18 protein-coding genes are annotated in these 17,934 nt (G+C 67.9%); 12 read left to right on the top strand and 6 right to left on the bottom strand.

Features of this window, described 5'->3' with window-relative positions; genetic code table 11:
- The first annotated feature begins 46 nt into the window (after window positions 1-46).
- A complete protein-coding gene (locus H4P35_RS21450) occupies window positions 47-1,297 on the top strand; it encodes an MFS transporter (protein ID WP_180097977.1) in 1,251 nt (416 codons plus the stop codon).
- On the opposite strand, the gene H4P35_RS21445 is transcribed toward H4P35_RS21450, so the two are convergent.
- Both H4P35_RS21445 and H4P35_RS21440 read right to left on the bottom strand, forming a co-directional pair.
- Window positions 1,218-1,550, bottom strand: coding sequence for a protealysin inhibitor emfourin (locus H4P35_RS21445; RefSeq protein WP_063952390.1), 333 nt, complete (start codon window positions 1,548-1,550; stop codon window positions 1,218-1,220). The two genes, H4P35_RS21450 and H4P35_RS21445, sit on opposite strands and share 80 nt — an antisense overlap.
- Window positions 1,547-2,611, bottom strand: a complete 1,065-nt coding sequence (locus H4P35_RS21440) for a M4 family metallopeptidase (protein ID WP_180097978.1) — start codon at window positions 2,609-2,611, stop codon at window positions 1,547-1,549. Before H4P35_RS21440 ends, H4P35_RS21445 begins: the two co-directional genes overlap by 4 nt.
- A 181-nt stretch (window positions 2,612-2,792) precedes the next feature.
- Between H4P35_RS21440 and H4P35_RS21435 the strand changes: the two genes are divergently transcribed.
- Both H4P35_RS21435 and H4P35_RS21430 read left to right on the top strand, forming a co-directional pair.
- A complete protein-coding gene (locus H4P35_RS21435) occupies window positions 2,793-3,428 on the top strand; it encodes a DUF4375 domain-containing protein (protein WP_226846936.1) in 636 nt (211 codons plus the stop codon).
- A 244-nt stretch (window positions 3,429-3,672) separates the two neighbouring features.
- On the top strand, window positions 3,673-4,575 hold the full coding sequence (locus H4P35_RS21430) for a prohibitin family protein (RefSeq protein WP_056326237.1): 903 nt from the start codon (window positions 3,673-3,675) through the stop codon (window positions 4,573-4,575).
- Here the strand turns inward: H4P35_RS21430 and H4P35_RS21425 are convergent.
- A complete protein-coding gene (locus H4P35_RS21425; RefSeq protein ID WP_226846934.1) occupies window positions 4,568-4,792 on the bottom strand; it encodes an EAL domain-containing protein in 225 nt (74 codons plus the stop codon). The genes H4P35_RS21430 and H4P35_RS21425 overlap by 8 nt on opposite strands.
- 133 nt (window positions 4,793-4,925) lie before the next feature.
- Between H4P35_RS21425 and H4P35_RS27190 the strand changes: the two genes are divergently transcribed.
- On the top strand, window positions 4,926-5,057 hold the full coding sequence (locus H4P35_RS27190; RefSeq protein ID WP_255616158.1) for a hypothetical protein: 132 nt from the start codon (window positions 4,926-4,928) through the stop codon (window positions 5,055-5,057).
- On the opposite strand, the gene H4P35_RS21420 is transcribed toward H4P35_RS27190, so the two are convergent.
- Entirely contained in the window at window positions 5,047-5,817 is a 771-nt protein-coding gene (locus H4P35_RS21420; RefSeq protein ID WP_226846932.1) for a PTS transporter subunit EIIC, read from the bottom strand. The two genes, H4P35_RS27190 and H4P35_RS21420, sit on opposite strands and share 11 nt — an antisense overlap.
- Before the next feature lie 262 nt (window positions 5,818-6,079).
- Between H4P35_RS21420 and H4P35_RS21415 the strand changes: the two genes are divergently transcribed.
- The 5 genes from H4P35_RS21415 (at window position 6,080) to H4P35_RS21395 (ending at window position 10,998) form a co-directional block, all read left to right on the top strand.
- On the top strand, window positions 6,080-6,322 hold the full coding sequence (locus tag H4P35_RS21415) for a hypothetical protein (protein ID WP_056326242.1): 243 nt from the start codon (window positions 6,080-6,082) through the stop codon (window positions 6,320-6,322).
- 153 nt (window positions 6,323-6,475) lie between these two features.
- Window positions 6,476-6,952, top strand: coding sequence for a sigma-70 family RNA polymerase sigma factor (locus H4P35_RS21410; RefSeq protein WP_226846930.1), 477 nt, complete (start codon window positions 6,476-6,478; stop codon window positions 6,950-6,952).
- 11 nt (window positions 6,953-6,963) lie between these two features.
- Entirely contained in the window at window positions 6,964-7,965 is a 1,002-nt protein-coding gene (locus tag H4P35_RS21405) for a FecR domain-containing protein (RefSeq protein ID WP_226846928.1), read from the top strand.
- Window positions 7,966-8,109: 144 nt separating this feature from the next.
- Entirely contained in the window at window positions 8,110-10,581 is a 2,472-nt protein-coding gene (locus H4P35_RS21400; RefSeq protein ID WP_226846926.1) for a TonB-dependent siderophore receptor, read from the top strand.
- A gap of 72 nt (window positions 10,582-10,653) precedes the next feature.
- On the top strand, window positions 10,654-10,998 hold the full coding sequence (locus tag H4P35_RS21395; protein WP_152382409.1) for a hypothetical protein: 345 nt from the start codon (window positions 10,654-10,656) through the stop codon (window positions 10,996-10,998).
- Window positions 10,999-11,009: 11 nt separating this feature from the next.
- On the opposite strand, the gene H4P35_RS21390 is transcribed toward H4P35_RS21395, so the two are convergent.
- On the bottom strand, window positions 11,010-12,656 hold the full coding sequence (locus tag H4P35_RS21390) for an ATP-binding protein (RefSeq protein ID WP_226846924.1): 1,647 nt from the start codon (window positions 12,654-12,656) through the stop codon (window positions 11,010-11,012).
- A gap of 140 nt (window positions 12,657-12,796) precedes the next feature.
- Here H4P35_RS21390 and H4P35_RS21385 point away from each other — a divergent pair, with 140 nt between their 5' ends.
- The 3 genes from H4P35_RS21385 (at window position 12,797) to H4P35_RS21375 (ending at window position 16,844) form a co-directional block, all read left to right on the top strand.
- Window positions 12,797-13,318 (top strand): sigma-70 family RNA polymerase sigma factor, encoded by a 522-nt coding sequence (locus H4P35_RS21385; protein WP_180097983.1) that lies wholly within the window; start codon window positions 12,797-12,799, stop codon window positions 13,316-13,318.
- A complete protein-coding gene (locus H4P35_RS21380; RefSeq protein WP_226846922.1) occupies window positions 13,315-14,286 on the top strand; it encodes a FecR domain-containing protein in 972 nt (323 codons plus the stop codon). The genes H4P35_RS21385 and H4P35_RS21380 overlap by 4 nt, the downstream gene beginning before the upstream one ends.
- A gap of 95 nt (window positions 14,287-14,381) precedes the next feature.
- Entirely contained in the window at window positions 14,382-16,844 is a 2,463-nt protein-coding gene (locus H4P35_RS21375; RefSeq protein ID WP_226846920.1) for a TonB-dependent receptor, read from the top strand.
- Here H4P35_RS21375 and H4P35_RS21370 read toward each other — a convergent pair.
- Window positions 16,841-17,890, bottom strand: coding sequence for a lactonase family protein (locus tag H4P35_RS21370; protein ID WP_226846918.1), 1,050 nt, complete (start codon window positions 17,888-17,890; stop codon window positions 16,841-16,843). The two genes, H4P35_RS21375 and H4P35_RS21370, sit on opposite strands and share 4 nt — an antisense overlap.
- Between the last annotated feature and the right edge of the window lie 44 nt (window positions 17,891-17,934).

Raw genomic sequence — 17,934 nt, 5'->3', positions numbered from 1 at the left:
TAAGCTGGTGGCCTTTCCGTTTCCCTTTGCCGACGCCCGAGTGACCATGCACGTATCCCGTCCTTCGACGCCACCCAGCCGCCCGGCGCTGCTGATCCTGGGCATTCTCTGCATTGCGATGGCCCTGCGCGCGCCGTTCACCGGCGTGCCGCCGCTGATTGGCCTGATCCGCGCCGAGCTGGACCTGTCGTCCGCGGCGGCCGGCATGCTCATCACGCTGCCGCTGCTGGCCTTCGCGGGGGTGTCGCTGTTCGCCGCGGGGCTTGCGCGCCGGTTTGGCCTGGAGCGCACGCTCTTTGCGGCGATGCTGCTCGTCGCGGGGGGTATCGTGATCCGCACGATGGGCGCGGCGGTGGGGCTGTACGCGGGCACGGCCATCATCGGGGCGGGCATCGCGTTGGGCAACGTGCTGCTGCCCAGCCTGTTGAAGCGCGACTTCCCGCAGCGCCTGGCGGGGCTGACGTCGGCCTACGTGCTGACGATGGGTCTTGCGGCGGGACTGGCCTCGGCCGTTGCGATTCCGCTTGCCAATCTGCCCCTGGGCGGCTGGCGGTTTTCGACGCTGTGCATGCTGGCGCTGCCGTTGATCAGCCTCTTGTTGTGGCTGCCCCAGCTTGCGGGCCACACGCCGCCCGCCGCGACCACCGCCCACGCGCCGCACGGCGTGCGCCTGTGGCGTTCGCCGCTGGCCTGGCAGGTCACCGTGTTCCTGGGCATCAATTCTTTCGTGTTCTATGTGGCCGTGAGCTGGTTGCCCGCCATTTTGCGCGACGCGGGTTACTCGGCCGAACGCGCCGGATCGCTGCATGGATTCATGCAGCTCGCGTCCGCGGCGCCCGCATTGTTCATGGCGCCGCTACTGCGCCGGTTGAGGGACCAGCGGGTCGCGGCGTTCTGCGCGGCAGGCGCGTCGTGCGTCGCGTTCGCGGGCCTGATCGCGGCGCCCACGTGGGGCGCGTTGTGGATCGCGCTGCTGGGCCTGGGCACCGGCGCGGGCATCATCTTGGGCCTGGCGTTCGTGGGACTGCGCGCCAGCCATGCGCAGCAGGCCGCGGCGCTGTCGGGCATGGCGCAATGTGCCGGCTACCTGTTCGCCGCGACCGGCCCCGCGCTGGTTGGCGGCTTGCATGACAAGCTGGGCGGGTGGGGCGCCGCGTTGGGCGTGTGCGCGGCGTTGTGCGCCGTCATGGCGGTGACCGGGCTGTATGCGGGGCGCGCTATTCAGATTGGCCGGGCGGGCGCTTCCAAAGACGCACCAGCGTTTCCGGCGCATCGGCCTCCGGCACGTCAAAAGTGACCCGCGCGGTATCCGCGCCTTCGAATTCCACTTCCACGTGGAAGTAGCGCTGATCGCCGCCCGCGCCGGCGCTGCCGGGCATGGCTTTCGGGGCGGCATGCAGGATCGCGTCGCAGACCTCCTGCCGCACGCCAGGCGGGCAGGTGGCCATGTCGATACGGCGCGGCTGGGCAAGGCCGGGCAGGTATGCCAGGCCGCCCTCGCGGCTGAGGCGCACGAGCTGGGCAAGGTCGAGGGGCGGCAGTTCGATCATGGCAGCACGCCTACGGCCTTCCAGGCCTCGTCGATGGCGCGGCGCACGTCCGCTCCGTGTTTCTCGCCGGCGACCAGCAGCGTCAGGCCCGCAAAATCCTTGAACGCGGCATCGTGGCGCAGGCGCTTGTCGCACAGCGTGTCGTACCAGACGTGCCCCGCGCCGTTCCACGCATTGCCGTCCAGCGCCGTGGCGGCCAGATAGAACGCGCGGTTCGGAATCCCCGAGTTGATGTGCACGCCGCCGTTGTCGCGCGGCGTATCGACGTAGTCCCGCATGTGCGCGGGCTGGGGGTCCGTGCCCAGCACCGGATCGTCGTACGCGGTGCCCGGCTCGGCCATCGAGCGCAGCGCGCGCGCTTGCACGTTTTCCGTGAAGAGACCCTGGCCGACCAGCCAGTCCGCCTCCCGGGCCGTCTGCCCCAGCGAATACTGCTTGACCAGCGCGCCGAACACGTCGCACAGCGATTCGTTCAGCGCACCGGGCTGGCCTTGGTAGAGGAGGGCGGCCTCGGTGTCGATCACGCCATGGGTGAGCTCGTGGCCGATGATGTCGACCGCGACGGTGAAGCGGTTGAAGATCTCGCCGTCGCCATCGCCGAACACCATCTGCGCGCCGTTCCAGAAGGCGTTTTCGTAGTCCTCGCCGTAATGCACCGTGCCGATCAGCGGCAGGCCATGCGCGTCGATGGAGTGCCGCTTGTACACATTCCAGAAAAGCTTGTAGGTCGAGCCCAGATGCGCGTAGGCCTCGTCCACCGCGGGGTCGCCGCTGGGTCGTGCGCCTTCGGCGCGAACCAGCTTTCCGGGCAGTGTGGTGCCGTTGCCGGCGTCGTGCACGGCGCGGTCGGGCGTGCCCGCCGGCGCCACCTGGCGCGCCGGCGCGAGCGTTGCGCGAGGCGGCTGTCCCGCCATCTCGCGCAGGCTGCGCTGCTGCTGATCGATGATCATCGTCTTGACGGCAGGCATGCTGACGCGCGCATCGGTGTGCTGCGCAAGCCGGTCCAGCATGTACGGCGGGACCACTCCGATGAGGGGAGCGGACTCGGAAGGGCGGGGCATGGTCGGTCTCCGACAAGCGCGCCGGATGGGACCCCGGCGCGGTCCTGTTTAACGTAGCAGATGGGTGAACAGGGAGCCGTAACAGGATGCGGCGCGATGCGCCCCGGCAACGGGCGCGCCTCGACAGCGCCGCGCCGATCCGGTAGGGTCTTGCGCTTTCCTGTCATGCCGGACCCTTGCAATGCCGACTCCCGACTACCGCATCACTGCCCTGACGTTGACCGATACGCACGTGCTGTTGACGCTTGCAGACGGCCGCGAGGTCAGCGAGCCGATCCGGCGGCATATCCGCCTGCATGAGGCCACGCCCGAGGCGCGGCAGGCGTGGCAACTGGTGGATGACGGGCACGGCGTCGTGTGGCCCGCGCTGGCCGCGCCGGTGCCGCAGGGCATGCTCAACGTGCACGATCTGCTGTGGGACCTGCGATACGAGCAGGCCATGGCGGCGTTGCAGGCAGCCGGATGGAAGCTTGACCGCTTGTCGCCCACCGACCAGGAACTGGTTGCGCTGTGGCGGATGGAGGCCGACATCAACAATGGCGGCTTCATGCAGTTTCTGTGCAACTGGGGCGACGAGACCTGCCAGCTGGCCTTGCAGGCGCTGCGCAAGATCGGGGCCGTGCACATGCTGGACGTGCTCTCGCGCATGCGCGCGCTGATCGACCGTTTCGAGGCCTCGCCCGAGGTGGTGCAGCTCAACGATATCTACGGGGCGATGACCGAGGCGGAGCAGGAAGAGATGGAGACGCTGGACCACGCGTTCTGGGACTATCCCGATCCGCTGTCCCGCTTGGGATTGCGCTGGTACGGGGCGTAAATCAGCCGAAATTCCGCTGCGTGAAACGTTCGGAAACGTATCGCCACATTACGTTGACACCCGCCTGCGGCAGCGCGCCCGTTGCGGGCTAGAATCCCGTCCTTCTTTCCCGGGGGGGACGCTCGATGCGGTATTTCCTGATCTTGGTGGGGGCGGCGGTCATCGCCTATCTGCTCGCGCGCGGCATCGCAGCGGTGCTCTCGGACCGTAAACGCAAAAGAACAGACAGGGATTGGAAGTGAAGATGAAGCCGACAGATATCCAGATGGTCAAGACGATCGGCGCGGTCAAGCCGCGCAAACTGACATTCGCCATTGGCACCGCGCTCATCTTTCTGCTGATCCTGTTCATCGCGTTCGGCTCGTGGTTCCAGGTGGATCAGGGCGAGCGCGGCGTGGTGCTGCGCAACGGCAAGCTGGTGCGCGTGGCCGAACCCGGCCTGGATTTCAAGACGCCGTTCATCGACAACGTGATGACGGTGTCCGTGCGCGACCACACTTTCGTGTTTGAAAAGCTCGAGGCCTACAGCTATGACCAGCAGCCGGCCACGCTGCGCGTGTCGGTGACCTACCGCGTGCCGGCCGAGCACGTCGCAGAGCTTTATTCCGAATACGGCACCATCGCCAATCTGCAGATGCGCGTGCTCGAGCGCAAGACGCCGGACGCGGTGAAGAATGTGTTCGGCCAGTACACGGCCGTGCGCGCCATCCAGGAGCGCCAGAAGCTCGGCCTGGATGTGAACAACGCCGTCCTCAAGACGATGGAAGGTGCGCCGGTCCAGGTGGTGGGCGTTCAGATCGAGGAAGTGGGGTTCTCGCAGGCCTACGAGCATTCGATCGAACAGCGCATGCTGGCCCAGGTGCAGATCGAAACCACGCGCCAGCAAAAGGAAACGGCGATGATCACCGCCGAGATCCAGGTGGTCAAGGCCAAGGCCGAAGCCGACGCGCGCCGTCAGCAGTTCACCGCGGAAGCCGACGGCATCCGCATGCGCGGCGAAGCCGAGGCAGCCTCGATCCGCGCCAAGGCCGAGGCACTGGCCGCCAACACCAACCTCGTCAGCCTGAACGCCGTGGAAAAGTGGGATGGCGTGCTGCCGTCCACCCAGGTGCCGGGCGCGGCGCTGCCGTTCATCGGCATCAAATAGCCTTTGCTTCGGGCAGGTTCGCCGGCAGGGCAGGCCCTTCCTGCCGCCGGCGCGCGAAGTCCACGACATGCTCGCCGGACACCGCCTTGCTGTAGTACCAGCCCTGCACGATGATCTCCGCGCTGGACGCCAACGCGGACAACTGACCATCGGTTTCCACGCCCTCGACAATGATCTGCAGGTTCAATGCCTCGCAGAACCGCAAGAGGCCGCTCATCACCAGTGCGCCCCTCCACCGAGACCTGGCCCCGCGTCTGGTCCAGCACCTTGATCAACCTGTCCAGGTAAGCCGGCGAGGTCAGCGTGGCGCCGAACAGCAGGATCTCGTTGATGTTCAGGAGCGATACGGGATGCTTGGCAGCGCCAGTACCCGCAGCGAATCGCTGCGCGAGAACAGCAGGATCGCCACCACCAGCGACAACGTCGCACCCGAGCCGCCAATGAAGACGAAGGCGCCCAGCAGCGTGCCGTTCAGCGCATAGCACCTTCGTAGCCGGCGGCGACGCTGGTGGCGTTGAGCCGCGTGGCCTGGTCCAGCACGTCCATGATCGGCGCCATGGCGTGCGCGCCGTGGATGCCGAAAAACCAGAACATCGAATTCAACGCGGCCACGATCGCGCCGGCGCTGTACGGACTGTCCAGAGACGCCATGCTGAGCGGGATGTCGACCTGCGCCACCGCCGGGATCGAGAGCGCGGCAGACAACGCCGCCATCACCAGGCCGGCGGTCAGCAGGCCGGGGACGATCATGTTCAGCGAGTCGCGCACGTTCTCGCCGATAAGTCCGTCCGGCGCAAGCTGCGTCCAGCGGCGCCGGTGCAGCCAGGCCATCAGCGGCACGGCCGCGATCGGGATCACGATCGCGATGAACAGCGTGAGCGTGGACGCCGCGCGGGGGTAGGGCGCCAGCAGGCGTTCGGCGATGACAACGAGGCACAGGCACAGCAACGCGGTGGGCAGGTGCGGCAGCCGGTGGCGGATCGACAGCATGTAGCCGATGGCCGTGCCGGCCAGGAGCGGCATGACGGCGGACAGCGCGCCGTGCAGGTCGGCCAGGGCATCGGCAATGCCGCCCGGCAGGCCCAGCAGCCGGGCGCAGACGGACAGCACCAGGAACAGCGCGGACACCAGCAGGCAGGGCATGGCCCAAAGCAGGCCTTCGCGGATGGCGCGCAGGGAATTGGCGCTTGCCAAAGCGGCCAGCCGATCCCTCGGGTACTGCGGGAAGATCGATTTCGGCATTGCCGTCGTAGGGGCGCAGGGGGAGCGGGCGGCCCGTGTCCGTCCGGCGGGTAAAAATCCGTTGCCGCATGCTAGCGCCTGAAATCGGGCTTTAGCAATCCAAAAAAATGCGGTCGGCCTAGGGATTCCCCTCTGTCAATAATGCGTTGTCCCGGCTTTTTGACCGGGGACAAGTCTGGCCGGACGCTATACGATCGGAGGAACGCCGCTCTTTCGTAGACGGCGGCGCCTAGCGCACACGCTTCACCAGGAGGAGACCTGGATGTCTCAGTTGGATTGGACGCCCGGCGATACCGTGCCGGATCGTCAGGGTTATTACGAGACGCGGCTGGACACGGGCGGCACCGCGATTTCGCTGTACAGCGTATTGGGGTGGATGCCCGTGAAGACACCGGGCAACCTGGTGAGCTGGCGCGCCTTGCCCCCCGCCGTCGAGCGCCAGGAGGCCGAACGGCATCTGCAGGAGATCCGCGCCGCGCAGAGCCACGTGCCGATGGATTACTAGGCTGCGCGGCCAGACGGCTGCCGGCGGGCCACGCCTTGCAAAGACGAAAACCGCACTTATAATTGCGAATCATTTTCATCTTGTCTTTGCTCTCAGGCGGTGACGCCGGGCCGCACCGTCATGCCATCCTCCTCGTTTGCCTCTCATGCAGAGGTGCAGTCCGTTTACCAAGCCCATCACCAGTGGCTGCGTGGCGTGTTGCAACGCAAGCTGGGCAATGCGTCGGACGCGGCCGACCTGGCTCACGACACGTTCGAACGACTGATCTGCGCCAATGTCCGCGAACCGCTCAATGAGCCGCGCGCCTATCTGCGCACCATCGCCACGCGTCTGCTGATCGGCCGGGCACGCCGCGCCGCGCTGGAGGCCGCCTATGCCGAGACGCTGGCGCTGCAGCCCGTGGCGGTCGAGCCTTCGGTCGAGGCCCGCGCCCTGATTCTGGAGGCGCTTGCCGAGGTTTGCGAACTGCTGGACACCCTGCCCATGACCAGCCGCCGGATCTTCCTGATGGCGCAGATCGACGGCCTTTCCTATGCCGAGATCGGCAAGGCCCTGGGCCTGACGCCCAACGCCGTGCAGAAGTCGCTGGCGCGCGCGCTGGTGCACTGCTACACGGCCGTGTACGGCTGAGTCCCGGTTCCATGGACAACGCCAAGCTGCTGCGGCCGCACGCACCCGAGGCGGGCGCCATCGACCCCAAGGTGATCCGGCAAACGGCGGACTGGTGGGCGCGTCTGCGCGAAGATGTCAGCGCCGCAGACCGGGATCGCTTCGAGCAATGGCGTCGGGCGGCGCCCGCCCACGAGCTGGCTTGGCAGCGGCTTGGCGCATTGACGCGCGACGTGGCGGCGGGCGTGGCGCAGGCCGGGCCGTCGGTGGCGTCGCGCACCCTGGCGCAGGCGCCGCTGATCCAATCGCGTCGCACGGCGATTCGCCTGATGGTGGCGGCCGTTGGCATGGGCCTGGGCGGCTGGGCCATCAGCGAGCGTGAAACGATCCGCCAGTTGTCCGCGGACCTGCGCACCGGCACCGGTGAACGCCGGTCGGTGACGCTGCCCGACGGCACGCAGGTGCAGTTGAACGCAGGCACTGCGGTCGACCTGCGCTATACCGCCAGCCAACGCGAACTGGTGCTGCTGCAAGGCGAGATCCTGATCGAAACTGCGCCGGACGCGAATGGCCGGCCGTTCCGCGTACGCACGCGCGGCGGCGTGCTGACGCCGGTGGGCACACGCTTTGTGGTGCGCGATCTGGAAATGGGCCGCATGCGGGTGGCGGTGCTGCAAGGCGCGGTGGACGTGCGCGGCTTGGCGCCGGACGCGGCGCCGCGGCGCGTCCGGGCGGGCGAACAGGCGGAATTCACCGTGGACGGCGGCTTTGCGGCGCGGACGCTGGAACCGGGCGCGTCCGCTTGGCTTGACGGCATGCTGATCGCGAATGAAATGCCCTTATCGGAATTCCTGAATGAACTCGGACGCTACCGGCCGGGCCTGCTGCATTGCACCGGCGAGGCGGCCGGGCTGCGTGTGGTGGGCGCGTTCCCGCTGGCTGACACCGACAAGGTGCTGGCCATGCTTGAGGAAATCCTTCCGGTGCGGGTGCGCCGCTACACCCGCTACTGGGTGACGGTGAGCCGGACGTGAGCCGCCTCGTTGCAGGGCGATTCCCGGTGGCAGCGGGCTTTTTTGTAACCGCAACGGCGGATATCCCGATCTCGCGCTTCATGTAGGAAAAGCAGCCCGTGTCTTGAGGCTGCGCCGATCCTTCATGAGCCTGGGAACCCTTTCATGTCACCTCGTCCTGTCCGCGCCGCGAGCGCCGCGGCCCTTGTCCGTCCATCCCTGCGGCGCACGGCGCTGAGCATCGCATTGCGCCGTCTCGCGCCCTGGGTTGCGGCGGCCGTGTTGGCGCCAGCGCCGGTGCACGCCCAGACCCAGGCCCCGGCGCAGCGCACGGTGGCGTTCAGCATTCCCGCCGGTCCGCTGAGCGCGGCGCTCGGCACGTTTGGCGTGCAGGCGGGCGTGATGGTGGCGTCCGATCCCGGTCTGACGGCCGGCGCCATGACGCGGGGTCTGACGGGCACGTATGGCGTGCAGGCCGCGTTGGAACGCCTGCTGGCGGGCACGGGACTGCAGGCGGTGGCCCGCGCCGAGGGCGGATACCGCCTGCGGCAGGCGCCCGCCGAGACGACCGCGACACTGGCGCCCGTGATGGTGACGGGCACCTACAACACCACGACGGACGGGACGGGTTCGTATACGTCGCCAGCGGTCACCATCGGCAAGACGGCGCAGGCGCTGAAAGACATTCCGCAATCCATCACCGTGCTGACGCGCCAGCGGATGGACGACCAGGACATGACCAGCCTGCCCGACGCCGTCAACAACACGGCGGGCATGGTGGGCGTGCAGGGCGTGGGCGCCGGCGTCGCGATCAATTCCCGAGGTTTTCCCGTCGACCTCTTGCAATACGATGGCGTGTCCCTGCTGCGCAACAGCTACAGCCTGGGCAACTGGGAGCAGGACTCGCTGGTGTTCTATGACCGCGTGGAAATCCTGCGCGGCGCAGCCGGCCTGTTGCAAGGCGCGGGCAGCCCGGGCGGCGCGATCAACCTGGTGCGCAAGCGGGGTGGCGCGGAGCCGTCGGTGGTCGTGACGGGCAAGGCCGGGTCGTGGGATCACTATGGCTTGACGCTGGATGCAGGCGGCCCGCTCAATGAATCGGGCACGCTGCGCGGGCGGGTCGTGCTGGACGAGGATCGCAGCCATTCGTACATCGATTACGTGTGGGACAAGACGCGCAACCTGTATGCCGCGCTGGATTTCGACGTTACCGAGGCGACGACGGTAGGCCTTGGCGTGAGCAACCGGTACAGCCGGTCGCGGCCGATGTTCGTCGGTTATCCGCGGTTCGAAGACGGTGGCAGCATCGATCTGCCGCGCTCGACGTTCACCGGCTCGACCTGGAACCGCGCCACCAACGACCAGACCATCTTCAATGCCGACGTCACGCATCGCTTGAACGCATCGTGGCGTTTCAGGGTTGCCGGCGTGGCGATGGACGAAGACAACACGACCGTGCACCAGCGCGTTGCCGGGGCCGTACAGCGCGACGGCAGCGGTCTGAACTACGGCAACTTCGGCGTGGATTTCAAAAGCCGCCAGCGCGGGATGGACATGTCGGTGGCGGGCGACTTCGACGCTTGGGGCATGGCGCAGGAGGTGGTGGTTGGCGCCAACTATTCCAAGCTCACGACGAATGACCGGTTCACCCGTGCCTGGGAGAGCGGCGGCAATATCTTCGATCTTGATCACCACCGTCCATGGCAGGACATGGACTCCATCGCCCAGGCCAGCGGCTACGATTCGCGCAGCGCCTACGACATCCGGCAGAAGGGCGTCTATGGCACGTGGCGCGTCAAGCCCACCCAATCCCTGGCGCTGATCGGCGGCGGTCGCGTCGGCTGGTTCGATTACAGCTACAGCGGGGGCGGCGACACGACGACATCCTCCACGTCTGGCCGTTTCATTCCCTACGCCGGGATCGTGTATTCGCTGACCGACAACTGGTCGGTCTACGGCAGCTACACCACGGTGTTCGAGCCCCAGACCCAGCGCACCGTATCGGGCAGCCTGCTCAAGCCGATCGAGGGCAACAACTACGAGGTCGGCGTCAAGGGCGAACTGGCGGACGGCCGGGTCAACGCCCTGCTTGCGCTGTTCCGCTACGACCACAAGAACCGCGCCGTCAACGATTACGACGCCGGATTTGCCTGCAATGGCTGGTACTGCTCGCGCGCGGCCGGCAAGGTCCGCAGCCAGGGCGTGGAAGCCGAGATTTCCGGCGAGGTGGTCAAGGGGCTGGAACTGTATGCGGGCTATGCCTACAACACCACGAAGTTCCTGGAAGATCCGGACAACCAGGGCAAGGTCTTCAGCACCTGGACGCCCAAGCACATGCTGCGACTGTGGGCCAATTACAGGCTGCCGGGCGCGTTGAACCGCCTGAGCGTGGGCGCCGGCGTAAATACGCAGACCGCCACGATCAGTTCGGACCGTGCGTTCAAGCTGGCGGGATTCACAATCTGGAATGCGCGCGTGGGTTACCAGGCCACGCCGGAACTGAGCTTCGGCCTGAACGTGAACAACGTGTTCGACAAGAAGTATTACGTGCCTTCCTACAACACACTGTCCAGCAACAACTATTACGGCGAGCCGCGCAACGTGATGCTGACGGTGCGCTACGCGCCAAGGCTGTAAGGATGCGCGCGGCGGCTCGTGTATAACCGTCCTGGACGGCGCCACCGATGCGCGTCGTGCAAGGAGCTGATTTTGCGCGAGTTTGTTGCCACGTTCCTGGATGCCGGCCTGCTGGTGCTGGCGGTGCTGGCCTTCCTGTTGCCGGCGCTGTCGGCGCTGGCCCTGGTGCTGCGCGCAAAGGCCGGCAGGTTTCCCCGCCTGAACACGCCGGGCTGGCGCCGCGCAGGCATCCTTGTGCTGTGGCTGCCGTTCATCGTGATGGCCATTTATGGCGGCACGGCATGGTGGGCGGCCAGCGTTTATGACCGCTACTATTTCTTCGGCCTGCTGATCTGCTTTGCGTATCTGCTGTGCGCCATGCTGTTGTCGGCGGCCGGTCTGTTCTGGATCCGCACGACGCGGGGCCGGCACCCCTGAGCGCCGCCCCGTCAGCGCATCAACGCATGCACCTGGCTCGACAGGTCATCGAGCATGAAGGGTTTGAGCAGCACCGGCGCGTCGCTGGCCGGAACATTGGCGCCTTCGGCGCTTTCGCCGTAGCCGGTGATGAACAGCACCTTCATGCCGGGCCGCATCGCGCGGCCGGTTTCCGCCACGCGCCGGCCGTTCACGCCGCCCGGCAGCGCCAGGTCGCAGACCAGCAGATCGATCCGCGGCAGGGCGGTCAGTTGCCGCAGCGCGCTGGCGCCATCGGTGGCCTCGATCACGTCGTAGCCCATTTCCCTGAGCACTTCGGCCGTGACTTCGCGTACCGCGGGGTCGTCCTCGGCCAACAGGACCGTGCCGCCTTGCAGGACGCGGGGCGGCTGGGCCGCCGCCGCGACGGCCGAGGCCATGTCGATCTCGGCGCCGCCGTGGCGCGGGAAGAACAGGTCGATGTCGGTACCCTGGCCCGGTTGGGAACGCACCTGCACGTGCCCGCCCGATTGCCGGACGAAATCGTGCACCAGCGACAGGCCCAGGCCCGTGCCGCGGTCGGCCGGCTTGGTCGTGTAGAAGGGTTCGAACATGCGCTGCACGGTTTCCGCCGTCATGCCGCAGCCCGTGTCGGAGACGCGCAGCAGCACGTGATCGCCGGCCTGCAGGCCACGGTCGCTTGCGGCTTGCGCGTCCAGCGTGACGTTGCGCGTTTCGATGCGCAAGACGCCGCACGCGTCGAGGGCGTCGCGCGCGTTCAGGCACAGGTTCAGAAGGGCGTTCTCGAGCTGGTGCGAGTCGACCCAGACGGGCCACAACCGGGGCGCGCAGTCCATTTCCAGCGTGACGGCTGATCCGGCGCTGCGCGCGATCAACGCTTCCATGCCGGCGATGACTCCATTGATGTCCACCACCGTGCGCTCGAGCGGGTGGGTGCGCGAGAAGGTCAGCAGGCGCCGCGTCAGGACGGCCGCCTTTTCGGCGCCGCTTTTTGCCACGGCGATGTGGCGGTCGAGGTCGTCGGTGAGGCCGCGCGCAAGACGTTGCGAAAGCAGTTCCAGGCTGCCCGAAATCCCCGTCAGCAGGTTGTTGAAGTCGTGCGCGACGCCGCCGGTCATCTGGCCGATGGCTTCCATTTTCTGGCTCTGCCGCAGGGCCTTTTCCGTCAGGCGCAGCGCATCGGCCTGGGCCTTTTCGGCCTCGACCCGCGCGGTGGTCTCGATGACGGTGTCGATCATGCCGACGACCTTGCCGTGTTCGTCGTGGACCGGGCTATAGCAGAACGTGAAGTGCGCCAACTCCAGGCGGCCGTACCGCGCGAGCTCGACGGGATAGTCCTCGATGAAGGTGGCCTCGCCGGCAAAGGCGCGTTCGGCGATGGGGCCGATCTGGAACCAGGCTTCGCGCCAGACATCACTGAACGGGCGGCCCAATGCGTCGGGCTTGGCGCCCAGGATGGGCACGAAGGCGTCGTTGTAGATGGAGATCAGGTCCGGCCCCCACACCAGACAGGACGGGAACCGGGAAGACAGCACCATGCCCGCGGCAATGCGCAGGGAAGCGGACCAGGTGGAGAGGGGGCCGAGCGGGGTGGCCGACCAGTCATGGCTGGCGACCCGGGCGCCCATTTGCCCGCCGCTGGCAAGGAACTGAGGCATGGACGGGGCGTTCGGCATGGCACTCGTGGCTGTGGCGGGAAGGTGTCCGATTCTATCTCACCGACCCGAAGCACGCGCGGGTGCGGACGGCTCGTATAGAATAAAAACAATTCCTATTTGCATGAAAGCCGAGGTGCGCCTTGCCTGCGCCGCTAATCCCATCCGCCGACAACGTCACGAAGCTCTATCGCGAACACCACGGCTGGCTCTCGGCATGGCTGCGCAAGAAGCTGGGCAGTTCCTTCGATGCCGCCGATCTGGCGCACGACACGTTCGTGCGGCTGATGGCCGGCCGGCGCCGGGAAGACCCCGGCGCCGAGCCGCGCGCGCTGCTGGCCCACATCGCCAAGGGCCTGGTGGCGGACCATTGGCGCCGCCGGTCGGTCGAAGACGCCTACCTGGCCGCGGTCGCGCAAGTGCCGCCTGCAGAAGCCCCCTCGCCGGAGGCGCGCGCACTCATCCTGGAGACATTGCACGCCATCGACGCCGCCCTGCATGCGCTGCCGTCCCGCACTCGCGAGGTCTTCCTGCTGTCGCAGTTCGACGGCATGCGCTATGACGAGATCGCCCGGCAGCTTCGCGTGTCGCTCTCGACCGTAAAGCGCCATATGCAGGCTGCTTTCGCCGCCTGCCTGATCGCCTATCAGGCGGATGCGGCATGAACGCGGTCATCGACCCCGCCATCCTTAAAGAGGCGGCCGGCTGGCTGGTGCGCGTGCAGTCCGAGACGCTGTCGGCGGCGGATAGCGCGGCGCTGGACCGTTGGCGGGCGCGCAGCGCCGATCACGAAGCCGCGTGGCAACGCGCCGAGACGATGTTGCGCAGCTTCGGCCAGGTCCCGCCGCACATCGGCGGGCAGACGTTGCGCCAGGCGCACCGCGCCGGGCGCCGGCAGGCCGTGCGGGCGCTGGCCGGGTTGCTGGTGCTGGGACCGGCGGCCTGGATGGGCGCGCGCGAACTGCCCTGGCGCGAATGGCGCGCGGACCTGCGCACGGCCACGGGCGAGCAGCGCCGCATCGCGCTGGCCGACGGCACGCAGCTGGTGCTGAACACGGCCAGCGCCGTGGACGTCGACTACACCCCTGCCCAACGCGTGCTGTGGCTGCGCGCGGGAGAAATCCTGCTGACCACGGGGCAGGATCCCGCGCCCGTGCGGCGCCCCTTCCTTGTGCAGACGACCCAGGGCGTGCTGCGTGCGCTGGGAACGCGCTTCATGGTGCGCGACGAGGGCGCCCGCGTCCGCGTGGCGGTGTACGAGGGCGCGGTCGAGGTCCGGCCTGCCCGGGAAGGCGCAAACCCGTTGGTGCTGGCCGCGGGCGAACAGACCATCTTTTCCGCCGAGGGGGCCGCCGCGCCCGTCTCCGCCGATCCGCTGGCGGCATCGTGGGCGGACGGGATGCTGGCCGCGCGCAACTGGCGGCTGGCCGATCTGGTGGCCGAGCTGGGCCGCTACCGCCACGGCGTGCTGCGTTGCGATCCTGCGGTGGCGGGGCTTCGGGTGTCGGGGGCGTTCCCGTTGAACGACATCGACGCCAGCCTGCGCCTGCTGGAAAAGACGCTGCCGGTGCGGGTGAGCCAAGTGACGCCGTGGTGGATCACGGTCGCGCCGCGCGCTGCCGTTACACATTAATTGCCGATCGGCTGACACTTTTTTCCGCTTCGTCCGGTGTACCGGGTGAACCGCCGCGACATGCGCGCCACCCCATACCCACGAAGGATCGCTTGATGGTTTCCCGACTCTCCCGTCCGCCCCGCCTGCCGCGCGGCCTTGCTGTTCTGTCGCCAGCGGCGTCGCTTGTCCGGGCCGCCGGCCTTGGGCTGGCGCTGATTGCGGCCACGGGAACGCTGGCGCCGGCACACGCGGCCGAGCCCGCCGCTGCCGCCGCGCGCAAGTCCTACGCCATCGCGGCCGGACCGCTGGGCGACGTGCTGGCGCAGTTTGCCGCCACCGCGGGGGTGCCGCTGTCGTTCGATCCCGCCCTGGTGGCGGGCCAGCATAGCGAGGGCTTGCAGGGCGCGTACACCGTGCGCGAAGGGTTCGCCCGCCTGCTGTCGGGGTCGGGCTATGCGCTGGCGGAACAAGGCGGCGGCGCGTACTCGCTGCGCAAGCTGCCGGTGGCCGCCGGAGAGACCACCGTGCTGCCCGCGGTGACCGTGGCCGGGACAGGCGTGAGCCCGTCCGCGCTGCCCGCCGAATTTGCGGGCGGCCAGGTGGCGCGCGGGGCGCGTCTGGGCCTTCTGGGCAATCGCGACGTGATGGATACGCCGTTCAATGTCACCAGCTATACGTCGGAATTGCTGGCGAACCGTCAGGCCGTGACGCTGGCCGATGCGCTGACCGTCGAACCGTCGGTGCGCTTTACCGGCCAGATCGGCGGCGTGACCGACTCGTTCTACATCCGCGGCTTTCCAATCGGGGAAGGCAACCTCGGTGAAATCGCCTTCGACGGCGTCTACGGCGTGGCGCCCAACTACCACGTCTTCACCGACTACATCGAACGGGTGGAAGTGCTGAAAGGGCCCGCGGCGCTGCTGTACGGCATGTCGCCAAACAGCGGCGTGGGCGGTGTGATCAACATGGTGCCCAAACGCGCGCTGCCCGAGGACCTGACCCGCGTGTCGGCCGATTACGTCGGCGACTCGCAGTTCGGCGCCCGGGTCGACCTGAGCCGCCGGTTTGGCGACGCTGGCGAGTGGGGCGTGCGGGTCAACGGCATGCAACGGCAGGGCGATACGCCGCTGGACAACATGTCCTCGCGCACGGCCATCGGCGCGCTGTCGCTGGATTACCAGGGCGAACGGCTGCGCGCCTCGCTGGACCTGCTGACGCAGCACGAGAAGATCGACGCCCCGACGCGGCCGTTCCTGGTGGCGCCCGGGATTGCCGTGCCCCGCGCGGCGGACGGCCGCCGCAATGCCACGCAGCCGTGGGGATGGTGGAAGTCCGACGGCCAGTCGGCGCTCTTGCGCGTGGAGTACGACATCAGCGACCGGCTGACCGTCTTTGCGGACGCGGGCGGTTCGGACACCGCGGTCTCGCGCCTGTCGGACCAGACGCCCACCATCGTGAACGAGGCCGGCGACACGGTGGTGACGCCCAACAACTTCCGCTTCCAGGTCGACCGCAGCACCTACAACGCCGGGCTGCGCGCCAAACTGGACACGGGGCCGGTGCGCCACGCCGTCAGCTTCATGGGCAGCCTGTACAGCGACCGCAACAGCCAGGCCAGCGTGAACGGCACGCCGCTCACGTCCAACATCTACCGTCCGATCACCCGTCCCGAGCAGCATATTCCCGCACCGGCCAACGTGCCCAAGGTGTCCTCGTCCGATCTGTCCGGGCTGGCGCTGGCCGACACGCTCAGCATCCTGGACGAGCGCGCGCAACTGACGCTGGGCCTGCGCCACCAGCGCATCGAGTCACGCAACTTCAATGGCGCCACGGGCGTGCGCACCGTCAGCTACGACGAAAGCGCGACCACGCCGCTGGCGGGCCTGGTCATCAAGCCCTGGCACAACGTATCGCTTTACGCCAACTACATCGAAGGCCTGAGCAAGGGCGACGTGGCGCCCGCCACCGCCATCAATGCGGGAGAGGTCTTCAAGCCCTACAAGGCCAAGCAGAAGGAAGTGGGCGTCAAGGTGGAGCTGGACAGCGCGATGGTGACGCTGAGCGCCTTCGAGATCACCAAGCCCAGCGGGCAGCTTACGAACGGGGTGTATGCCGCCGACAGCGAGCAGCGCAACCGCGGGCTGGAGCTGAATGTGTCCGGCGAGCCGTTGCGCGGCCTGCGCCTCTTGGGCGGCGTGACGCTGCTGGATGCCGAGCTGACGCGCACCAGCAGCGCGGCCACGCTGGGCAACCGGCCGGTGGGCGTGCCGACCGTCGCGGTCAATCTGGGCGCCGAGTGGGATACGCCGTGGGTGACCGGGCTGACCTTGACGGGCGGCATGGTCTATACCGGCCGCGAATACATCAACCAGGCCAACACGCAGTCCGTGCCGTCGTGGACGACGTTCGACCTGGGCGCGCGCTATGCCCTGAAGGTGCAGGGCCGGGACGTCACGCTGCGCGCCAATGTGGTCAACGTGTTCAACCGCGCGTACTGGTCCGGCGTGGCGTCGTACGGCACGATCTCGCAAGGCGTGCCGCGCACCGTGATGCTGTCGGCGTCGATGGACTTCTAGGGGCCAGCGAACACCATGCATACCGGGCTGCCAACGGGCAGCGCGTAGTCGTCATGCGTCAGCGTCCCGCGCGCCGGATCGACGCGAAAGCGCTGCAGCGTGTCGCTGTCTTCGTTCAGCGCGAAGAGAAACCGGCCATCGGGCGACAGTGTGAAAAAGCGCGGCGTGCGGCCGTGGGTGCGGGCGTGCTGCACCGGTGCGAGCCGTCCGCTGGCCGGATCCACGCTGAACACCGCGATGCTGTCGCCGCCCCGGTTCGACGCATACAGATGCAGGCCGCCCGCGCCGAGCGCGATGCCGGCGGCGCGGCTGTTGCCGGTGTAGGTGTCGGGCAGGGTGGGCAGCACTTGAAAGGGTAGCAAGACCCCTTCCTGCACGGCGTACGCGGTGACGGTGTTGTCCAGTTCGTTGACGACATACAGCCATTGGCCGGAAGGATGAAAGACGGCGTGGCGCGGCCCCGCGCCCTCGCGCGTGGCGACGGCGCTGGCGGGCTGCGCGGCCAGGCCGCGCGCGTCGGCCGCATACAGAAAGACCCTGTCCAGTCCCTTGTCCGGCACCGCGACATACCGGCCCGAGGGGTCCAGCACGTTGAAATGCGGCTTGGAAAACGGCTGTTCCTTGCGGTGCGGGCCCGGCTCGCCGGCCAGCGGCACGGTCTGCGCCACGGCCTGCAACGCGCCGTCCGCCGCCACCGGCAGCACCGCCAGCGTGCCCGTCAGGTGGTTGGACACCATCAGGTAGCGGCCCGAGGGTCCCAACGCCAGATGCACGGGATTGCGGCCTTCGCATCCTTGCGTGTGCCACGGCGTCAGCGTGCCATCGCGCGGATCGCGGCGCAGGGCGCTGACCTCGCTGCTGTCGCCATGCACGGTGTAGAGCACGGCAAGGGTGGGGTGCGGCAACAGATACGACGGGTTGTGCAACCCGCCCACGACCTGTTTGAGCGTCAGCGTTCCCGCGCCGGGCGCGTAGTCGTACACGCTGATGCCCTCGCCGCGGGCGTTGCGTTCCCGGGTGGTCCGGGAGCCGATGTAGACATGCATGGCGCGAGCCTCTTTTCTGCCAGTTGAAAGCGGCCGCGCCCCGC

Origin of the sequence: Achromobacter sp. 77 (assembly GCF_020541125.1) — a bacterium.
In the GTDB taxonomy this organism is placed as follows: domain Bacteria; phylum Pseudomonadota; class Gammaproteobacteria; order Burkholderiales; family Burkholderiaceae_B; genus Achromobacter; species Achromobacter mucicolens.
This window is presented reverse-complemented; position numbering and strand designations above follow the sequence as displayed.